Source organism: Streptomyces sp. NPDC015171 (assembly GCF_043079545.1).
Taxonomy (GTDB): domain Bacteria; phylum Actinomycetota; class Actinomycetes; order Streptomycetales; family Streptomycetaceae; genus Streptomyces.
Window position 1 is genome coordinate 1 of the sequence record NZ_JBIBUO010000005.1, and the last position, 13,660, is coordinate 13,660.

Here is a 13,660-nt window from a genome sequence, read left to right on the forward strand (position 1 = left end):
ACGCCCGGTTACATTCCGAACCCGGAAGCTAAGCCTCACAGCGCCGATGGTACTGCAGGGGGGACCCTGTGGGAGAGTAGGACGCCGCCGAACAATTTTTGAGAAAACCCCTGTACCGGTATCGGTACGGGGGTTTTCTGCGTTCCGGGTACATAATTCCTCGCGGGAAGTGCGGTGTGGATTCGACGTGCGGGCTACGGTGGCCGTATGACCGTGCTGACCAGGAACGACTATGTCGTTCGTGCCATACGTCCCGACGAGTGGGAGCGGGTGAAGCAGCTGCGTCTGGACGCGCTGCGGGATCCGGTCGCACACCTCGCCTTCCTGGAGGTGTACGAGGAGGCCGCTGCCCGGCCGGACACCTTCTGGCGGGACCGGGCCGTCGGCTCCGGTGAAGGGTCCACGACCGCCCTCCAGTTCATCGCCGAGGCGCCCGACGGTACCTGGGCCGGCTCGGTCACCACGCTCATCGAGGAAGCCGGGGCGCAGGACTGGGCCGGATTCCCGATCGACCGGCGGCAGGGGCACATGGTCGGCGTGTTCGTACGGCCAGAGCACCGGGGGAACGGGCTGGTCGAGGCGCTGTTCGAGGCCGGCGTGGCCTGGGCGTGGGAACGGGACGCCGAGCGGGTACGGCTGTTCGTCCACGCGGACAACGCGCGGGCGCTCGCGGCGTACCGGAAGATCGGCTTCGAGCCGAGCGGGCTGGCGGTGACCTTCACCAAGAACGAGGCCGAGAACGAGCTGGAGTTCGTCCTGGAGCGGCCGGCCTAGACCGGCGGGGCCGCCCCGGCGCCCTGGAGCGGGAGTTCCTGGTGCGGCCAGCGGGAGCGGGCCTGTTCGCGCGAGCGGAGCAGGGCGAGCGTGGGCAGGCCCTGACCGGTGCCGGTGGTGAGCAGGGACGGCAGCTCGGGGAACGGGGCCACGGCCGCGATGTCGTCCAGGACCAGGGTGAGTGGTGGGTCGAGCCGACCGGAGGATGACCGTTCGGCCATGTGCCGGCCGTGCTCGACCACGCTGGAGACGAGGGCCGTCAGGAGCGGCATCGCTGCCGGATTGCTCCTCGGGTCCTCGATGGATTCACCGACCACATACAGCGTGCCCCCTTCCTGGACGAAAGAATCCAGGGCCAGCGCATCAGTTCGGTTCGGGGTGCAGGCTTCCCGGATGTTCACCGTGAACAGCGCGGACAGCGCACGGCTGGTCAGTTCCTGCGCCATGTCCCGGCGTTCGGGATGCGCGGTGAGCGCGGCCTCCAGCTCGCCCGCGGCGCCGTGCGCCGCCTTCTGGTGGGTGCGCAGGGTGCGTACGGCGTCCTGGACCTGGGTGCCCTGGGCCCAGCGGTGGACATGGCGGATGGTGCGGTTCTCCAGGGCGGCGGCGTGGAGATAGCTGCGCAGCAGGGTGGTCGCCGTGTCCGCCATCGCCTGGTCGATCCTGGCGGTGGGCTGTACGGGAGCGAGCAGGGCCTTCGCCCGGTGCAGTGCCGTCTGCCGGTCCTCGCAGCCCGCGGTGGGGGACCAGTGCAGGCGGGCCGGGGTGTCGCAGCGGTGCGCCGGGTCGTAGAGGAGGGTGGGGCCGAGTTTGGCCCGGGTGTCCTTGGTCTCCGCCCACAGGGCCGGGTCGGAGGTGACGAGGAGGACGGGGCCTTCCGCGTCGCGTACCGCCTGGAGGGCCGTCGTACGCCGGGTGTCCCTGGGGGCGATCAGGACTCCTTCCCGGGCGCCGTCGACGGGGGGAGTGCTCAGGGGAGCCGGTGCGGGGGGCTCCGGGACATCCTGGGCTGGGTGCGGGAGTGAGCGCGGTTCCGGGGCGCTGCGCGGGGCCGGCACCTCGTACACCGGTTCCGCGGGCGCCGCCCGTGGTGCGGGGGCCGGCGCCGGTGGCTGCGGGGCGCCGGCCGCCTTGCGGCGTGCCTTGGCCGCCCGCCACCGGGCCACCGTGCCCATCACGAACATGGTGAGCACGAACAGGATCATCAGCTGGCCGATGAACAGGCCCCAGAACAGGCCCCAGCCGGAGAGCTGGGCGGCCGGGCTGTCCGGCCAGGCGCCGGCGATGTCGTGCGGCCGGCCGATGAGATGGCGCATGGCCAGCGGGGTGCGGGTGAAGGTGACACCGGCGGGCCAGCCGCCCTTGGTGAAGAGGGCCGCAAGTCCCGTCGCCGTCCACACCAGCACGGTCATGCCGAGGAGGAACGCGAGTACGCCGATCAGCAGGCCGTCGGGAATGCCGCCCTGGCCCTCCCGGCGGCCGTCACGGCGATCGTCCGGTCTCACCCTGCACTCCCCCTACGCCACCGTCGACTCGGAGTCGCCCAGGTGCTGTTCCACGAAGGCCGCGGCCCGCTGCTCGGCCTCCTCCTCGGCGGCGCGCAGGGCGTCGTCGGCCGTGCGCTCCGCGGAGGACTCGGTCATCGCGCGGTCGGTGAAGACCAGCGGGCGTTCCGTCTCCGTGATCAGGTGCTTGACCACCTGGACGTTGCCGTTGACGTCCCAGACGGCGATGCCGGGGGTGAGGGTCGGGATGATCTCGACCGCCCACCGGGGCAGGCCGAGCACCCGGCCCGTGGCCCGTGCCTCGTCGGCCTTCTGGGCGTAGATGGTCCTGGTGGAGGCCATCTTCAGAATGGCCGCCGCCTCCTTCGCCGCCGCGCCGTCGACCACGTCGGACAGGTGGTGCACGACCGCCACGAAGGACAGGCCGAGACGGCGGCCGAACTTCAGCAGCCGCTGGAACAGCTGGGCCACGAAGGGGCTGTTGATGATGTGCCAGGCCTCTTCCACCAGGAAGATGCGCTTCTTGCGGTCGGGGCGGATCCAGGTGTGTTCCAGCCACACGCCGACGATCGCCATGAGGATGGGCATGGCGATGGAGTTGCGGTCGATGTGGGACAGGTCGAAGACGATGAGGGGCGCGTCGAGGTCGATGCCGACCGTGGTCGGGCCGTCGAACATGCCGCGCAGGTCACCGTCGACGAGCCGGTCGAGCACCAGGGCGACGTCCAGGCCCCAGGCGCGTACGTCGTCTATGGCGACGTTCATCGCCTCCGCCGACTCCGGCTCGGGGTGCCGTAGCTGCTCCACGATGTCGGTGAGGACCGGCTGGCGGTCGACGATCGTCTCGTTGACGTACGCGTGGGCGACCTTCAGGGCGAAGCCGGAGCGTTCGTCGAGGCCGTGGCCCATCGCGACCTCGATGATGGTCCGGAGCAGGGCGAGCTGACCGGTCGTGGTGATCGCCGGGTCGAGGGGGTTGAGCCGGATCCCGTGGTCGAGGGCGGCCGTGGGGTCGAGCCGGATGGGGGTTATCCCCAGCTCCTGCGCGATCAGGTTCCACTCGCCGACGCCGTCCTCGCCCTGTGCGTCAAGGACGACGACCTGGCGGTCCTTGAAGCGCAGCTGGCGCAGGACGTACGTCTTCTCCAGCGCCGACTTGCCGTTGCCGGACTCGCCGAGGACCAGCCAGTGCGGGGCCGGCAGCTGCTGGCCGTACAGCTGGAAGGGGTCGTAGATGTAGCCCTTGCCGGAGTACACCTCGCGGCCGATGATGACGCCGGAGTCGCCGAGGCCGGGCGCGGCCGTGGGCAGGTAGACGGCCTGGGCCTGGCCCGTGGAGGTGCGCACCGGAAGCCGGGTCGTCTCCACCTTCCCGAAGAGGAAGGAGGTGAAGGCCTCGGTGAGGACGGACAGCGGATCCCGCATCGGTGAATCAGCCCCTACCTTCGGATGCCGGTGGCGAAGGGAAGTGTGTTCACGAAGGCGCGGTGGTGCTCTCGGTCGCACCACTCCAGCTTGAGGTACGACTTGCCGGCGGAGGCCCTTATCGTGCGCTTGTCGCGGGCGAGGGCTTCCGGGGAGCGGGAGGAGACGGTGATGTAGCCGACGAGGTTGACGCCGGCGGCGCCGCTGGCGAGGTCCTCGCCGCGCTGGTCGAGACGGGAGTGCGCGGCGATGTCGCGCGGGTCGACGGTGCGGTTCATCTTGGCGGCGCGGGACGCCTCGGCCTCGTCGTTGGTCTTCTCGGTCAGCATGCGCTCGATGGCGACCTCGGTGGGTTCGAGGTCCATGGTCACGGCGACCGTGCGGATGACGTCCGGGGTGTGGACGAGGAGCGGGGCGAGGAAGTTCACGCCGACCGGGGTCATGGGCCATTCCTTCACCCAGGCGGTGGCGTGGCACCAGGGCGCGCGGGTGCCGGACTCGCGGGTCTTGGCCTGGAGGTAGGTGGGCTCCATGGCGTCCAGCTCGGCCGGCCAGGCGTTGCGCTGGGTCATCGCCTGGATGTGGTCGATGGGGTGGTCGGGGTCGTACATGGAGTGCACGAGGGAGGCCAGCCTGCCCTGTCCCAGGGGCTGGCGTACCCGGATGTCGGCCTCCTGGAGACGCGAGCAGATGTCGGTCAGCTCGCGGGCCATGACGACGGCGAGTCCGGCGTCCCGGTCGACCTTGCCGCCGTGGGCGCGGACGGCGCGGGCCATGGCGTGTGCCTCGGCGGCCAGTTCGCGGTTGTAGTGCATGCAGGCGACGAGGTAGGCGCGGTGCTGCTCGCTGCTGGTGGACACCATGGACTGGAGCTGGTCGTACGACTTCCGCAGCCAGTTGGGGGCGCGTTCGTCGCCGCGCTGGTTGACGTCCTTGGCGTGGGCGTCCGGGTCGGCGGGGAGGGTGCGGGCGAGCATCTGCAGCCGGGTGACGAAGCCGTCGCCGTTGGCGACGTGCTTGAGCAGGGTGCCGAAGCGGTCGACCAGGGCTTCCTGGTCCTCGGAGTCGCGCAGGCCGACGCCGGGGCCCTCGATCTCGATGGCGGCCGTGACGGTCTTGCGGTCGGCGTGCAGGAGTACGGCGATCTCGTCGGGCCCGAAGGGGGCGGCGAGCCAGTTGATGCGTCCGATGCCCGGGGGCGGGCCGATCTCGATCTCGCGTCCGTCGAGCCGGGTCCCGGCCTCCATGACGGTCGAGCGGTAGGCGGTGCCGTTCTTGAGGGTCCGCTTGTACGAGCGGTTGATCTCGAACCACTTGTAGAAGGTGCGGCGCTTGTACGGCACGTAGACCGCGGCGAGCGCGAGCATCGGGAAGCCCGTGAGCAGCACGATCCGCAGGGACAGTACCGGGACGAGGAGGCCGCACATCATGCCGAGGAACGCGCCGGCGATGATCAGCGCGATCTCGCCGGATTCGCGGTTCCGGCCGACGATCGCGTTCGGCCGGGCGCGGCCGATGAGATACGTACGGCGGGGCGTGACCGGATGGGACAGGTGGGACTCGGTCGTCAACGCCCTTCACCTCCCGTGCGGTTGTTGCGGGCGTTGCTGGCGTGCGGGGTGTTGACCGGGCTGGACGCGCGGGGCGCGGGCGTGGCGGAGGGGACGGCTCCGCCGGTGCCGCCGGTGGGGGTGCGGCTGCTGTGGGCGGCGACGCCGCCGGAGACGGGGTTGGCCTGGCGGGGGGTGCCGGCGCCGCCCTGTGCGCCCGCGTTGCTGTCGGCGCGGGTGCTGTGGGTCTTGATGCCCTGGGCGACGAGGGTGGCGGGGGAGCTGATGACGGCCGCGGCCTTGCTCTCGGCGCCCTGCATGATGCGGTTGCTGCGGGAGCCGGCGATCTCGTCGCCGAAGCCGGGGACGAAGCGGTAGATCATCGCGCTGGCGAAGATGGCGAGCAGGATGATGGCGAGGCCGGAGACGACGGCGGAGAAGGCGTCGGGGCCGCTGTCGCCGGAGAGGGCGCCGGCGAGGCCGAGGACGATGACGATGACCGGTTTCACGAGGATGACGGCGATCATGATGCCGGCCCAGCGGCGGACGTGGCCCCACAGGTTCTTGTCCACGAGGCCCGCGTAGACGACGGTGCCGAGGAGGGCGCCGACGTAGAGCAGGGCGGCGCGGATGACCAGCTCCAGCCAGAGGACGCCGGCGGCGAGGATGCTGACCAGGGAGACGACGATCAGCATGATGGGGCCGCCGCCGATGTCGGAGCCCTTGTTCAGGGCGCCGGAGAAGGTGCCGAAGAAGGTGTCGGCCTGGTCGCCGGTGGCCTTCGCTAGGACGTCCGTGACGCCGTCCGCCGCCGATACGACGGTGTAGAGGATCAGCGGGGTGAAGGCGGAGGCCAGCACGGTGAGCCAGAGGAAGCCGACGGCTTCCGAGATGGCGGTGGTCAGGGGAACGCCGCGGACGGCCCGCTTGGCGACGGCGAGCAGCCAGAGCAGCAGCGTCAGGATCGTGGACGCGGCGAAGACGACGGCGTACTGCTTCAGGAAGGCCTGGTTGGTGAAGTCGACAGTGGCGGTCTCTTTTACGGCTTTGCTGAGTTTGTCGATGGTCCAGGAGGCGGCCTCGGCACAGCCCTTGGCCAGGGAGGACAAGGGGTCGAGGGTGTCGGTGAGGGGGGCTTTGGTGGAGCCGGACGAGCCCTTGGAGCCGCTGTCCTTCTCGCAGAATTCCTTGGCCGCGTCACGGATCAGGGCACAGGCATCACTGCTCTTCGTGGGCGACGGGGTGGGGGACGGTGACGGGGCGGCGAAGGCCCGGGTCGCGAGGAGCACGGTGACCGTCTGCGCCGTGGCGAGAACCGCCGCGATCGTGAGGCCTCGGTGGTTAGCGCGCATACGTGAACCCTCCGTACTCCTCGACGGCCTTCGTCATGTCGTCTGCGGTGGAGGCCGTCTGGTCGCGGCCTACGGGGACCGGTCCGTCCTTCTGCTGATAGTCGGTGATCTTCCAGTCACCGTCGGCCCACTTCAGCGTGTACGTCGTGGTGTACCAGCTCTCGGTCACCGGATTGCGGGAAGTTTCACCGGAGAGCCCGAACAGCGAGGTGTACCAGACCTCGACCGTGGTGCTGTCCGTTCCCGAGGAGGCGACTTTGGTGCCGACGGGGATGACCCGGGAGACGAACGACTGGCCTTTCGGGGCGCTGCCGTCCTTGGCCAAGCCGATGTTGGCGAGGAACTTCTCGTTGGCGTAGGCGCTGTCCATGGCCGACTGCTTGGCAGCTGCCACTTCCGGGGCGTAGACCGTGTTCAGGATCTGGTGCCGCCACGCGGTGTTGAACATCTCCGCCGATCCCAGCGCCACCGCGTAGTTCGCCGCCGCGCTCTGTGCCCCCTGCTCCGTGTGCGCGAAGCCGGACGGGATGTTTCCGGACTTCGTCTCCACCGGCTTGGTTCCGCTTGCGGCGGTTGACGTGGCCCTCGGCTTGTCGGCCTTGGTGGAGGCCTTGGTCTCGGAGCCGTTGCCCCCCCGGTTCGCGAAGGCGATCGCCGCGATGAGGAGGACCACCACGCCGACCACCGTGACCAGGCTTCTCGAGGAGGAGCGGCCGGGGCGGCGGGGGGCGCCGCCGTAGGGGTCGGTCTCCGGGAGGCGGGTCCGGGTGTGGCCCGTCTCCGGGTAGTCGCTGTAGCCCTGGTCGTCTCCGGGACTCATGCCGCGTACGCCCCCTCTACGTCGTAGACATACGACGGTAGCCGTGCTGGTTGCCGCGCGGGCGCGGTGTGGTGACTCGACATCAGGGAAACGCAACCTCAGCCGGTGGGCGCGACGGGTGGGTGGGGTTCGGGGGGCTGCCGGCAGCCGGGGTGTGGCCGGGAGGGCGGGGGTTACACCGCCATGCCGTACACGATGGTGAACAGCGTGCCGAGGGAGCCGATGATGAAGACGCCGGTGAGGCCGGCGATGATCAGGCCCTTGCCCTGTTCCGCGCTGAACGTGTCCCGCAGGGCGGTGGCGCCGATGCGCTGCTTCGCCGCGCCCCATACCGCGATACCGAGGCAGAGGAGGATGGCGACGGCCATGACCACCTCGATCATCACCTTGGCCTCGTTGCCCAGGCTGCCGAAGGGGCCCCAGTCCGGAGCGATCCCGCCGATGATGGTGTTGATGTCTCCCTTGTCGGCCGCAAAGAGCATGTAAGTCACCGCCCCTGGTGGGTAGTTCCGTGAGTGCCCCTGCGGTGTGCAGAGGTCAGGCCTCATTGTCGCCGACAACGTCGCCAACGTATGTCGACTTGACGTCATTGCCTGGCGGGTTTCGTACGCGCAGCCACTACGGTCACTCTGTGTATCACGGCAGGTCACGCCGGGCAACGAGATCCGACCGGAACCTGTCGTGTGGTTCTGTCGTTGACCTCTCTTACGACCTGGCAGGGTTTCTGACGGCCGGTCGGGTGAGGGGTCGTCTCGATGTTCTCACGGTACGACGGAGAGACGGGCCGCGGCTGGGTGCCGTGGCCCGTCTCTCCTTCTCCTGCCGCCGAGGGGTCCCACGCCCCTGTCGCCGGCAGCTCCCCGTGACCCGACGGGGTGGTCCGCGCGCGGTGGTCAGCCGGTGAAGGCGGCCGTGCCCGCGGGGGTGCCGAGGCCGGTCGGGCCGTCGTAGCCCGGCCCTGCCGTGCAGAGGTGACCTGTGGAGCAGCTGGCGTTGCTGCCGCTGGTGACGCGGTGGTGCAGGCGGGCAGGCCGTAGTGGCTGCGGTACTGCGCCAGGTCGGCCTCGGCGCCCGGGTCGTCGTAGGCGTCGACGATGGCGAGGGTCTCGCCGGTGCCGCGGGAGGCGGCGGCCGAGGTGAGGCCGTAGGCGGTGCGGAGGTCGGCGGGGCCGTAGCCGGTGGGGTCGGCGGCGGCCCTGGGGGTGAGGCGGGCGGTGGTGCCGGTCCGCCGCGCCCGGGCCTGCTCGAAGGCGGTGACGCCGCCGGTGACGCGGAAGGGGTGGCAGGCCAGTTCGCCCTGGTGCCGGGGGGTGGCGCACGGGGTGGGGGTCCAGGTCGCCCTGGCGGCGGCGGTGTTGGCGGGCGCGGTCTCGGCGGGGGTGGCGGCGCCGGCGTGGGCGGCGGTGCCGAGGCCGGCGAGGAGGAGGGCGGCGAGGAGGGTGGTGGCTGCGGCTGCTGAGCCGGTCCGGCGTCGTCTGGCCTGTATGCGTGGGGTGTTGGGGAGAGTCGTGCGCGAGGCGGAGCCTTCTGGGCGGGGTGGACCGCTGGCCTGCGGGTGCGGGGGTCCACCAGGGGTGGCCGGCTGGGGCGGCGGCCCGCGACGAGCCTCGCAGAGATCGGCGTGGGCGCGGCAGGAGTCCGGCGGCTGCGGCGGGGGTTGCGGCTCAGCGCGGGCGCAGGCCGTTCAGCAGCAGGCGGACGTGTTCGTCGAGGCCGGCCAGGGTCTCCTGGGCGTCCAGGGCGCAGCCGGCGATGAGGGCGGCCAGGCCGTGCAGGCTCGCGGCGGCGGCCGTGGTGATGCGCTCGGGGTCGCCCTGGACGATCTCGCCGCGCTCCTGGGCGTCCGCGATCACCCGGGTGAACAGATGGAGGGAGTGGTCGACGGCCGCCGCGAGCTGGGCGGAGCTGTCGGGGTCGTGCTTGCGCGCGAACATCAGCTCCAGGAGCTCGGGGTGCTCGACGGCGAAGCCCAGGTAGGCGCGCGCGAGGGATGTCACGCGCGCTTCCAGGGGCTGGTCCGGGAGGGCCGCGGCGGTGGCCAGGTCCCGGTTCATGCGCTCGTACCCGTCCTGCGCCAGGGCGTCCAGCAGGGCCTGCTTGTCCTTGAAGTGCCGGCCGGGGGCGGCATGGCTCACGCCGATGTCCCGGGCCAGCTCGCGCAGCGAGAGTGCGCCCACGCCCTTCTCGCGCAGGGTGCGCTCGGCGCTCTGGAGGAGGGCGGAGCGCAGGTCACCGTGGTGGTAGGGGCGGGTTCTGGGCATGCGCCTCATCGTATCGCGGTGTTGTCACTGTCAGCTTTGTAGCCCCCGTCACCATTGTTGTCGTTGACAGCATTGTTGTCGATGCCTACATTGAAGGCATGGCTGATACGAGCGGAGCGCGCGGCAAGCGCGCCACCTGGAACGCGACCCACCTCCCCGATCTGACCGGCCGCACGGCCGTGATCACCGGCGCCAACAGCGGCATCGGCTTCGCCGCCGCCCAGGCGCTGGCCGGCGCCGGCGCGCACGTGGTGCTCGCCGTGCGGGACCTCGCCCGCGGCGGTGCCGCGGCGGCGAGGGTGAGCGGCAGCACCGAGGTGCGCCGCCTCGACCTGGCGGATCTCGACTCGGTGCGCGAGTTCGCCGCCGGCTGGGACCGCCCGCTCGACCTGCTGGTCAACAACGCGGGCGTGATGATGCTGCCGGAGCAGCGCACCCGGCAGGGCTTCGAGATGCAGTTCGGCACCAACCACCTCGGGCACTTCGCGCTGACCAACCTGCTGCTGCCGTATGTGACCGGCCGCGTGGTGACCGTGTCGTCCGGCGCGCACCGCATGGGCGACAAGGTGATCCACTTCGAGGACGTGAACCTGCGCGGCACCTACAGCCCCACCCGCGCCTACGCCCAGTCCAAGCTGGCCAACCTGCTGTTCACCCTGGAGCTCCAGCGGCGGCTTGCCGAGGCCGGGTCCGGGGTGCGCGCCCTGGCGGCCCATCCGGGCTGGGCGGCCACCAACCTCCAGAGCCGTGCCTCGAACCCCCTGCTCAGGGCCGCCATGCTGGTCGGCAACCGGTTCCTCGCCCAGGACGACAAGGGCGGCGCCCTGCCCACCCTCTACGCGGCCACCCAGGACCTGCCCGGAGCCTCCTACGTCGGCCCCGACGGCCTGGGCGAGGGGCGCGGCGCCCCGACCCTGGTCGGCCGCAGCGCGGCGGCCAGCGACCCGGCGGCGGCGCGGCGGCTGTGGACGCTGTCCGAGGAGCTGACGGGCGTGCGGTGGCCCCTGGCGGCACCGGTACGGTGACCGGGACGTTCGCCTCCGGCGGCGCACGGACCCGGGAGGCGAGGAATGAGCGGCACCGGTCCCATGGGCTTTCGCCTGACCGGCCGCACCGCCCTGGTGACCGGATCCGTGCGCGGGCTCGGCCTGGAGATGGCGCGCGGCCTCGCGGCGGCCGGGGCCCGGGTCGTGCTGAACGGCCGCAACCCGGCCACGCTCCGGGCGAGCGCGGCGCGGCTGCGCGCCGAGGGCGGGTACGACATCGCGGAAGCCGCCTTCGACGTCACCGACCGGGAGGCGGCCGAGCGGGCGGTGGCGGCGCTGGACGGCATCGACATCCTCGTCAACAACGTCGGCCACCGCGACCGGCGTGACGGGCCGGAGCCGGCCCCTGACACCCATCTGACCTCGGCGTACGCCCTGAGCCAGCTGGTGGCGCGGGGACTGGCCGCGCGGGGCGTGCCGGGCCGCGTCATCAACGTCTCCTCGGAGGTGGGCCGCCTCGCCCGCACCGGGGACACCGGCTACGCCACCGCCAGGGCGGGCCTCGACGGACTGACCCGGGCCCTGGCGGCGGACCTCGGCCCGAGCGGAACGACCGTCAACTCCGTGGCACCGGGCACCTTCGCCACCGCCGGCGCCCACCCGGAGTGGGCCCACTGGCTGCGCACCCGCACCGCCCTCGGCCGCTGGGGGCGCCCGGACGAGATCGCGGGCATCGTCGTCTTCCTGGCGAGCGACGCGGCGTCCTTCATCACCGGGCAGACGATCGCCGTGGACGGGGGGATGACGACGACGTTCTGACCGCCGGGCCGGGACCTCCCGCGCCGCGGCCGGCGGGCCGGCCGGGAGTCGCAGGGAATGCCGCGGCCGGCGGCCCCGCCGGGATTCACAGGAAATTCTGAGCGAAGCCGGAGCGGGTTTCTCACTTCCGTGGGCAAGAGTGAGACCTGATGAAGCGCATCTCACGCGTCTCGGTCACCTCGCGTCCCGCGTTGCTCGGGGCCGCGGTGCTGCTCACGCTGACCTCGGCGTCCGTGGCCGCCGCCGATGACGGGCGCGGGCCCCTCGGGGTCACCGTGGACGCCGTCGCGAGCCGGCCGAGCGCGCGGGTCGGCGCGCTGTTCGACGCGGACCGGGCCGGCCGGCCGGACGGCGGCCACTTCTGCACCGCATCCGTGGTGCACAGCCCGCGCGGCGACCTGATCGTCACGGCGGCGCACTGCGTGGCCGGTGCCCGCGGCGATCTGGTGTTCGTGCCCGGCTACCGGGAGGGGCGGGCGCCGTACGGGGTGTGGAAGGTGACGCGGCGGTTCCTGCCGGGCGGGTGGGTCGAGGGCGAGGACGAGGACAGCGACCTCGCCTTCGCGGCCGTCGCCGACCGGGGAGGCGACCGGCTGGAGGACGCGGTGGGGGCCAACCGGTTCACGCCCGGGGTGGCGACCGGGGCCACCGCGGTGACCGTGACCGGATATCCCGACGCCCGCGAGAAGGCCATCACCTGCACCAACAGGCCGGCTCCGCAGAGCAGTACGCAGCAGCGCATCGACTGCCCCGGCTTCACCGGCGGCACCAGCGGCAGCCCCTGGGTCAACGGCGACCACCAGGTCGTCGGCGTCCTCGGCGGCCACGAGCACGGCGGAACCACGGCGGACACCTCGTACAGCGTGGTGCTGGGGGCCGAGGCCGCGGCGGTGTACGAGCGGGCGGTCGGCGCCCCCCGGAGCGCCTGAGGACGCGTCACTCCGGGCCGGTCACCTGTGAAATGGCGCCACTTCGCGCTCAAATGGCCTTGAACGGGGCCCGCATGGGGGAAAGTTGAACCGTGCGGAAGGTATGGGTGATCGGTGGTGCCGCGACAGCGCTCGGCACGGGGTTCGTCATGCTGCTCGTCGTCGGCGTGTACATCGTGGCCGGGAACCTGGTCAACGGGGTGACCTCGGGGAGTCGGGGACTGGCCAAGGGGGCCGTGCCGGCCGCCTACAAGGGGCTCGTGCAGCAGTGGGGGAACCTGTGTCCGGCGCTCAGTCCGGCACTGCTCGCCGCCCAGCTGTACCAGGAGAGCGGCTGGAACCCGACCGTCGTCAGCCCGGCCGACGCCCGCGGCATCGCCCAGTTCATCCCCAGCACATGGGCGACGCACGGGATCGACGGCGACGGGGACGGCAAGCGGGACATCTGGGATCCCGACGACGCGATCCCGTCGGCCGCCTCGTACGACTGCGAGCTGGCGAAGTACGTGAAGGACGTCCCGGGCGACGTCTCCGACAACATGCTCGCCGCCTACAACGCGGGCGCCTACCGCGTCATCCGCTCCCGCGGGGTGCCGGGGATCAGCGAGACGCGGAACTACGTCCAGCGGATCCGCAGCCTGGAGAAGAGCTTCGCCGCCCCGGTCACCCGCATCGACCCCACCCGGCAGGCCGCCGGCGCCATCTCCTTCGCGCAGAGCAGGCTCGGCACGCCGTACCTGTGGGGCGGCAACGGCACCGCCGACCAGGGCGGCCGGTTCGACTGCTCGGGCCTGACCAAGGCGGCCTACGAGAAGGTCGGCATCACCCTGCCGCGCGTGGCCAACGACCAGTACAACGCCGGGCCGCACCCCTCGCGGGACCAACTGCTCCCCGGTGACCTCGTGTTCTTCTCCGACAACCTCACCGACTCGCGGGCCATCCGGCACGTCGGGATCTACGTCGGCGGCGGGTACATGATCGACGCCCCGCGCACCGGCGCCGTGATCCGCTTCGACCCGATCGACACCCCCGACTACTTCGGCGCGACCCGGGTAACCGAAGATGGCGCGAAAGCGCTCCCCACCACCGTGTGAACTGACCGTGAAGTCACCCCCTGAGCTGCGGAGACGAGTCTCTCTTCGATAACGTCTGCGTGATCATTCAGTGGAGAGTGGAACGTATTGATGGGGGCTGTGCGTTCCTGTTGACGTAGCCGAGCGGACGTCAGTACGGGCAGTA

The 13,660-nt window shown here is 71.5% G+C and carries 12 protein-coding genes and 1 rRNA gene; 6 read left to right on the forward strand and 7 right to left on the reverse strand.

Annotated features, from left to right (window positions below; all coding sequences use genetic code 11):
* Both rrf and ACF073_RS15155 read left to right on the forward strand, forming a co-directional pair.
* Positions 1-93, forward strand: a 5S ribosomal RNA gene (gene rrf, locus ACF073_RS15150); the annotation flags it as partial.
* A gap of 114 nt (positions 94-207) precedes the next feature.
* Entirely contained in the window at positions 208-774 is a 567-nt protein-coding gene (locus ACF073_RS15155; protein WP_392070015.1) for a GNAT family N-acetyltransferase, read from the forward strand.
* On the opposite strand, the gene ACF073_RS15160 is transcribed toward ACF073_RS15155, so the two are convergent.
* The 7 genes from ACF073_RS15160 to ACF073_RS15190 form a co-directional block, all read right to left on the reverse strand.
* Complete coding sequence (locus ACF073_RS15160) at positions 771-2,279, reverse strand: type IV secretory system conjugative DNA transfer family protein (RefSeq protein WP_392070016.1); 1,509 nt, start codon at positions 2,277-2,279, stop codon at positions 771-773. The genes ACF073_RS15155 and ACF073_RS15160 overlap by 4 nt on opposite strands.
* A 12-nt stretch (positions 2,280-2,291) precedes the next feature.
* Positions 2,292-3,704, reverse strand: coding sequence for an ATP-binding protein (locus ACF073_RS15165; protein ID WP_392070018.1), 1,413 nt, complete (start codon positions 3,702-3,704; stop codon positions 2,292-2,294).
* 14 nt (positions 3,705-3,718) lie between these two features.
* The gene (locus ACF073_RS15170; protein WP_392070020.1) at positions 3,719-5,275 is read right to left on the reverse strand and encodes an SCO6880 family protein; all 1,557 of its coding nucleotides are present in this window, start codon (positions 5,273-5,275) and stop codon (positions 3,719-3,721) included.
* Positions 5,272-6,606 (reverse strand): hypothetical protein, encoded by a 1,335-nt coding sequence (locus ACF073_RS15175; protein WP_392070022.1) that lies wholly within the window; start codon positions 6,604-6,606, stop codon positions 5,272-5,274. Before ACF073_RS15175 ends, ACF073_RS15170 begins: the two co-directional genes overlap by 4 nt.
* On the reverse strand, positions 6,596-7,426 hold the full coding sequence (locus ACF073_RS15180; protein ID WP_392070024.1) for a hypothetical protein: 831 nt from the start codon (positions 7,424-7,426) through the stop codon (positions 6,596-6,598). Before ACF073_RS15180 ends, ACF073_RS15175 begins: the two co-directional genes overlap by 11 nt.
* A 173-nt stretch (positions 7,427-7,599) precedes the next feature.
* The gene (locus ACF073_RS15185) at positions 7,600-7,908 is read right to left on the reverse strand and encodes a hypothetical protein (RefSeq protein WP_014673544.1); all 309 of its coding nucleotides are present in this window, start codon (positions 7,906-7,908) and stop codon (positions 7,600-7,602) included.
* Positions 7,909-9,090: 1,182 nt separating this feature from the next.
* Positions 9,091-9,696 (reverse strand): TetR/AcrR family transcriptional regulator, encoded by a 606-nt coding sequence (locus ACF073_RS15190; protein WP_392070026.1) that lies wholly within the window; start codon positions 9,694-9,696, stop codon positions 9,091-9,093.
* 89 nt (positions 9,697-9,785) lie between these two features.
* Between ACF073_RS15190 and ACF073_RS15195 the strand changes: the two genes are divergently transcribed.
* The 4 genes from ACF073_RS15195 to ACF073_RS15210 all read left to right on the forward strand — a co-directional run bounded on the left by ACF073_RS15195 (position 9,786) and on the right by ACF073_RS15210 (position 13,515).
* Positions 9,786-10,712, forward strand: coding sequence for an oxidoreductase (locus tag ACF073_RS15195; RefSeq protein ID WP_392070028.1), 927 nt, complete (start codon positions 9,786-9,788; stop codon positions 10,710-10,712).
* Positions 10,713-10,757: 45 nt separating this feature from the next.
* Positions 10,758-11,492 carry an SDR family oxidoreductase gene (locus ACF073_RS15200; RefSeq protein ID WP_392070030.1) on the forward strand — a complete coding sequence of 245 codons (735 nt, stop codon included), beginning with the start codon at positions 10,758-10,760 and terminating at the stop codon, positions 11,490-11,492.
* A gap of 149 nt (positions 11,493-11,641) precedes the next feature.
* The gene (locus tag ACF073_RS15205; RefSeq protein ID WP_392070032.1) at positions 11,642-12,421 is read left to right on the forward strand and encodes a trypsin-like peptidase domain-containing protein; all 780 of its coding nucleotides are present in this window, start codon (positions 11,642-11,644) and stop codon (positions 12,419-12,421) included.
* A gap of 92 nt (positions 12,422-12,513) precedes the next feature.
* Positions 12,514-13,515 (forward strand): NlpC/P60 family protein, encoded by a 1,002-nt coding sequence (locus ACF073_RS15210; RefSeq protein WP_392070034.1) that lies wholly within the window; start codon positions 12,514-12,516, stop codon positions 13,513-13,515.
* Positions 13,516-13,660 lie beyond the last annotated feature (145 nt).

What these genes read in the sequence shown, in the direction of transcription:
- ACF073_RS15200 (WP_392070030.1), top strand. Translation starts at nt 10,758, where the DNA reads ATGAGCGGCACCGGTCCCATGGGCTTTCGCCTGACCGGCCGCACCGCC.
- ACF073_RS15155 (WP_392070015.1), top strand. Translation starts at nt 208, where the DNA reads ATGACCGTGCTGACCAGGAACGACTATGTCGTTCGTGCCATACGTCCC.
- ACF073_RS15185 (WP_014673544.1), bottom strand. Translation starts at nt 7,908, where the DNA reads ATGCTCTTTGCGGCCGACAAGGGAGACATCAACACCATCATCGGCGGG.
- ACF073_RS15190 (WP_392070026.1), bottom strand. Translation starts at nt 9,696, where the DNA reads ATGAGGCGCATGCCCAGAACCCGCCCCTACCACCACGGTGACCTGCGC.
- ACF073_RS15180 (WP_392070024.1), bottom strand. Translation starts at nt 7,426, where the DNA reads ATGAGTCCCGGAGACGACCAGGGCTACAGCGACTACCCGGAGACGGGC.
- ACF073_RS15195 (WP_392070028.1), top strand. Translation starts at nt 9,786, where the DNA reads ATGGCTGATACGAGCGGAGCGCGCGGCAAGCGCGCCACCTGGAACGCG.
- ACF073_RS15165 (WP_392070018.1), bottom strand. Translation starts at nt 3,704, where the DNA reads ATGCGGGATCCGCTGTCCGTCCTCACCGAGGCCTTCACCTCCTTCCTC.
- ACF073_RS15205 (WP_392070032.1), top strand. Translation starts at nt 11,642, where the DNA reads ATGAAGCGCATCTCACGCGTCTCGGTCACCTCGCGTCCCGCGTTGCTC.
- ACF073_RS15175 (WP_392070022.1), bottom strand. Translation starts at nt 6,606, where the DNA reads ATGCGCGCTAACCACCGAGGCCTCACGATCGCGGCGGTTCTCGCCACG.